The 5,211-nt window shown below is 61.0% G+C and carries 4 protein-coding genes and 2 pseudogenes; 1 reads left to right on the forward strand and 5 read right to left on the reverse strand.

Features of this window, described 5'->3' with window-relative positions; translation table 11 throughout:
- Positions 1-237: pseudogene (locus tag QZL71_RS08060) on the forward strand (aminotransferase V); the annotation flags it as partial.
- A 210-nt stretch (positions 238-447) separates the two neighbouring features.
- On the opposite strand, the gene QZL71_RS08065 reads toward QZL71_RS08060, so the two are convergent.
- The 5 genes and pseudogenes from QZL71_RS08065 to QZL71_RS08085 all read right to left on the reverse strand — a co-directional run.
- Positions 448-1,083 carry a thiamine diphosphokinase gene (locus QZL71_RS08065; protein ID WP_154255400.1) on the reverse strand — a complete coding sequence of 212 codons (636 nt, stop codon included), beginning with the start codon at positions 1,081-1,083 and terminating at the stop codon, positions 448-450.
- An 18-nt stretch (positions 1,084-1,101) separates the two neighbouring features.
- Positions 1,102-1,980, reverse strand: coding sequence for a ribosome small subunit-dependent GTPase A (gene rsgA / locus QZL71_RS08070; protein WP_044953451.1), 879 nt, complete (start codon positions 1,978-1,980; stop codon positions 1,102-1,104).
- Between the two features lie 11 nt (positions 1,981-1,991).
- Positions 1,992-3,890 (reverse strand): Stk1 family PASTA domain-containing Ser/Thr kinase, encoded by a 1,899-nt coding sequence (pknB, locus tag QZL71_RS08075; protein ID WP_294648440.1) that lies wholly within the window; start codon positions 3,888-3,890, stop codon positions 1,992-1,994.
- On the reverse strand, positions 3,890-4,630 hold the full coding sequence (locus QZL71_RS08080; RefSeq protein WP_005940264.1) for a Stp1/IreP family PP2C-type Ser/Thr phosphatase: 741 nt from the start codon (positions 4,628-4,630) through the stop codon (positions 3,890-3,892). The genes pknB and QZL71_RS08080 overlap by 1 nt, the downstream gene beginning before the upstream one ends.
- Positions 4,631-4,649: 19 nt before the next feature.
- Positions 4,650-5,211: pseudogene (locus QZL71_RS08085) on the reverse strand (radical SAM protein); the annotation flags it as partial.

Below are 5,211 nucleotides of genomic sequence, written 5' to 3' on the forward strand. Positions count from 1 at the left end.
CAGAACGTGAAGGGCACCGTGTTCCAGCGGGAGCTGGATGCCAGGGGCGTATGCGTCTCGGTCAAATCGGCCTGCTCTTCGGACGGCCTGCCCTCCCGCGCCGTGTTTGCCGTGAGCCATGACCGGCGCAACGCGCTGTCCTCGTGGCGCATCAGCCTGAGCCACCTGACCACGGAACAGGAGATCACTGATTTTATGCAGGCGTTCGATGCCTGTTACAACGCCCTGACGCAATAAAAAGGAGTATTATGAAGCAAGATCCCCCCGCCGACCAGCAGCGAGGGGATCTTTTTTTACTGTTTTTGAATGCCGAACAGTCTGCGCAGAATGCCGCGCAGCGCCTTGGGGCTTCGGATCACAACTACCTGCATATGCTCCCCGCCTTTCCGTTTTCTGGCCCATCCTATGCAGGCAGGGGCCGGAACGTTCCGGCAAGGGCAGCAGCGCTCAGTCTGCGATGGTCTCCACCACCACCAGCGCACCGCTGCGGGTGGAGATGGTGATGCAGTCCGACCCGGCAGCGTACTCGTTGCTGACGCCCAGCGGGTAGCTGGCGGTCAGCTCCGCATCGGTCAGCTCATAGTAGGAGCCGCGCTCGCACACGCCCTGCGCCCTGCCCTCCATCGGGAAGGCCGAGAAGAAGAAGTACCTTTCCTTCGGGTAGCGGCGGGTCTCGCCGGGCATCACGTAGGTGATGCGGCTGCGCTCATCCAGCAGGGTGGTGCGCACACCGCGCTGTTCCAGCCCAAGGCCGGTGCACAGGTTTGCAAGGGTGTGTTCCACCCGTCTGCCGCCAAGGCCGCCCAGCAGCAGCACCTCGTCAAAGCCCTTTTCCGAGACCAGCTTTGCGGCATACTCGGTGTCGGTATCGTCCTTCACATGGGGCAGCACGATGATATCGTCGTCCTGCTGTTCCGGGCAGGGGGCGGTGTCAAAGTCACCCACGATGATGTTGGGTCTGCGCCCCAGAGGTGCGCAGTTGCGGTAGCCTGCATCACAGGCAATGATAAAGTCGTCCGGCCGCAGGGCCTCTGCCAGCTCCGGAGAAACCGGGCAGGCCGAAATGATCACACAGCGTGACATGAATCTCTTCCTTATCCTTTATACTTTCGGGCGCTGCCAATCCTTCACGTCCTTGACTTCCTCGTACATGGCGCAGTAGCTGTCGTACCGGGTCTGGGAGAGCCTGCCCTCGGCCAGTGCGGCGCGCACGGCACAGCCTTTTTCGCTGCGGTGGGAGCAGCCGGTGAACTGGCACTGGCCCAGATAAGGCCCGAACTCCGGGAACGCATGCTCCAGATTTTCTTTGGGGATGAACCCGGCGCGGTTCGCTTCCAGACTGGCAAAGCCCGGCGTATCCGCAATGCGCCCGCCAAAGGCTTCAAAAATCGTCACCTCACGGGTGGTGTGGCGGCCGCGGCCCAGCTTCTGGCTGATGGCACTGGTCTCGCGCTCTGCTTCCGGCAGCAGGTGGTTCAAAAGGGTGGATTTTCCCACGCCGGAGTTGCCGCAGAACGCACACAGCCTGCCGCTGATCCACTGCTTCACCTCGTCCAGCCCGCCGCCGGTCTCGTAATCGATGCGGATGAACGGCAGGGTCGATCTTTCGTAGGCCTTACGCAGGAATTCCGCCTCGGCCAAGTCGCCCTTGGTGCACACGATCACCGGCTGCACGCCCTTGTCCACCGCAATGGCGGCAAGCTTATCCAGCACCAGCGTGCTGGGCGTGGGCTGGGTGGTGCTGGCCACAAGGAACAGCACATCCAGATTTGCCATCGGAGGCCGCACGAACACATTTTTGCGCGGTGCGATCTCGGCAATGACGGCTGCACCATTCTCGGTCTCCAGCGTCACCTCATCGCCCGCCACCGGCGTGATCTTCTGTTTGCGGAAAATTCCGCGGGGCTTGCACTCCACAATGCCCTCCGGCGTTTTTACATAGTAAAAGCCGCCGATGCCCTTTGTGATATATCCCTTCATGCACGCCTCCGTCAGCTCAGCAGCGAGGACCACCAGTCGGTCAGCGGTTTCTGCGAAGAGTCGCCGCTGCCCGCTGTGCCCTGTTCGGTGCCGGTCTCGGTGCTGGAAGAAGAGGAGCTGCTGCCAAACAGGCCGCTCCACCAGTCGCCGCCGGTGGTGCTGTCGCTGGGTGCTTCCGGTTCCGGTGCAGGCTCCGGCCCTGCGCTTACCACAATGTTCACGCGGCCGTTCAGCTTTGTGGTAGAGCCTGCCGCCGGGTTCTGACTGATGACAGTGCCCACCGGCTGGTCGCTGTACTGCTCGGTCTGGCTGCCAAGGCCCAGATGGTTCTGCACCAGCAGGGTGCGGGCATCAGCGGTGCTCATGCCGGTCAGCGAGGGCACCTTGGTGGTGGTTGCCACCTGCGGGCGGCTGATATACATCACCACAGTGCTGCCTGCAGCCACTTGACTGCCCGCCGCCGGGTCGGTGCGGATCACCGCGCCGGATGCCACAGAGGTATCCACAGCCTGCGTTACCAGCACCGAGACACCCAGCTCCTTGAGCTGCTGCTCTGCATCGGCCTGCACATAGTTGGTCAGGTCCGGCACGGTAACGTACTGGGTGCCAAGGCTCACAGTCAGGGTCACATTCTGGCCCTCGCGCACCGTGCGGCCGGACACCGGCGACTGCTTATAGATATAGCCCGCCGCATAGTTACTGTTGTACTCCTGCTCCCAGGTAACGCTGATCTGGCCGGAGACCACCTGCTCGGTGGCAGCAGCCTCGTCCTGCGTCATGCCGATATAATCGCCCAGCGTGATATCGGCCTTGTTGTTCATCAGGTTGGAGGAATCGTTCAGGATCATCCAGCACAGCGCAAGGCACGCCAGTGCAAATGCAATGGTAACGCCGAACAGTGCCGGCAGGAAGATGGTGCGCTTTTTCCTGCGCGGTGCGGCCTTTTTGCCGCGGGGCGCAGGCTTTTCGGCCTGACGGTTTGCACGGTTCTGGTTCATGGTACGTTTCACCACCTTTTCGGGAGCATCTTCTGTAATATACTTGTACTCGAACATCACGGAGGGGTTGTGCACGTAGGTGTCCAGCGCATCCAGCATTTCGCGGGCGGATGCGTAGCGGTTCTGCGGCAGCTTTGCCATGGCCTTTTCGGTGATCTCCACCAGTGCATTCGGCACCTCCGGCGCGATCTCGTGCAAAGACTTCGGCTGATCGGAGATCTGCTTGATGGCAACTTCCACCATGTCGTCTGCATCAAAGGGCAGATGACCGCTGAGCATCTCGTACATCATCACGCCCACTGAGTAGATATCGCTGGTGCAGTCGGTCTCATCGCCCTTGGCCTGCTCCGGGCTGATATAGTGCACGCTGCCCATGGCCTTGCCGCTCAGCAGCTGGTTCTCGGCACGGGAGATGCGCGCAATGCCAAAATCCATCATGCGCAGCTGGCCGTTGTCCAAAAGCATGATGTTCTGGGGCTTGATGTCCCGGTGCACCACACCGTTGGCGTGGGCATGTTCCAGCGCCTTTAAGATCTGGGAGATGAAATGCACGGTCTCCCGGTTGGTCAGCCTGCCGCCGCGCTGGTTAAGGTACTCGCGCAATGTCATGCCGTCCACATATTCCATCACGATATACTGCAGATCATCATTCACCGATACATCGTACACTTTTACGATGTTGGGGTGGTTCAGCAGCGAGATGGCCTTGGATTCATTTTTAAAGCGGCGCACAAGGTCCGGGTCGTGCATATACTCCTGCCGCAGCACCTTTACCGCCACCACGGTACCGGCAGGCACCGGGCCGTTGTGCCCCAGCATGACCGCCTTGTAGACGTTTGCCATGCCGCCGGAACCGATCAGCTCCCGCACCTCATACAGGCCGTCCAGCTTTTTGCCGATCAGGTTGTCCATCAGCGCACCTCCTCCACACACAGCAGCAGCGCGGTGATGTTATCCGGGCCGCCGTTCTCGTTGGCCGTGCGGATCAGAAGGTCCGGCAGGTCGTAGAACCCGCCGGTGCGCAGCAGCTGTTCCAGCTGTTCTCTGGGCACGGCATTGGTCAGGCCGTCCGAGCACAGCAGCAGGATATCCCCTTTCTGCAGCGGTGCGGTAGTGAACTCCGAGTCCAGCCGGTAGTCCACGCCCAGCGCCTTGGTGATGATGTTCTTCTGAGGGTGGTGCTCGGCTTCCTCCACGGTAATGGTGCCGCAGTCCACCAGCTCCTGCACATAGGAATGGTCGTGGGTGAGCTGGGCAAGCCTGCCGTCCCGGTACAGGTACGCCCGCGAGTCGCCTGCATGACACAGGAACACCTTGCCGCCGCGCACCAGTGCGCACACAGCCGTGGTGCCCATGCCCGCCAGCGATTCCTCACGCAGGGCCTTCTGGAACACAAAGCGGTTGGCGCTGAGCAGGCTCTTTTTCAAAAAGGTCTCCTCTTCGCCGGGCAGGCACTTGGAAGCATACTGCTCCTGAAAGCAGCGCTCGATCACATCGCACGCGCTCTGGCTGGCTTCCCTGCCGCCGCGCGCACCGCCCATGCCGTCGCATACCAGCAGCCATGCGGCATCGCCGGGCAGTTCTCCTGCGCGATAATCGTCCTGATTATCCTGCCGGACCCTGCCGACATCCGTTTTTCCTGCAAGTTTCATAGGCTTCTCCCTTTAATATTTACGCTTTCCCGTTCATTTCGTCACGGCGCAGCTGGCCGCATGCGGCGCTGATCTCGCTGCCAAGGCGGCGGCGCACCGTAGCGTTCACGCCAAGGCTCTCCAGCTTCTGCTGGAAGCGGTGCACGTTGGCTGCATCAGTGGCCGAGTACGGGCTGCCGTCCACCGGGTTGATGGGGATCAGGTTCACATGGGCACCCATGCCCCGGATCAGGTTTGCCAGCTGTTTGGCGCAGGCATCGGAATCATTGACACCGCGCACCATGGAATATTCAAAGCTCACACGGCGGCCGGTGGTGTCCTGATAGCGGCGCACGGCCTGCATCAGCACTTCCACGGGATAGGCATCGTTCACCGGCATCATGCCGCTGCGAATTTCATTGTTGGGTGCGTGCAGCGACACCGAGAGGGTCAGCTGCAGCTTTTTCTCGGCCAGCTGGTCGATCTTGGGCACCAGACCGCAGGTAGAAAGGCTGATGTTGCGCATCCCGATGTTCACGCCCTCGGGCGAGGTGATGTTTTCCAGAAACTTCATCACTTCGTCAAAGTTATCCAGCGGTTCG

It is taken from the genome of uncultured Faecalibacterium sp. (assembly GCF_900066275.1).
GTDB lineage: Bacteria > Bacillota > Clostridia > Oscillospirales > Ruminococcaceae > Faecalibacterium > Faecalibacterium taiwanense.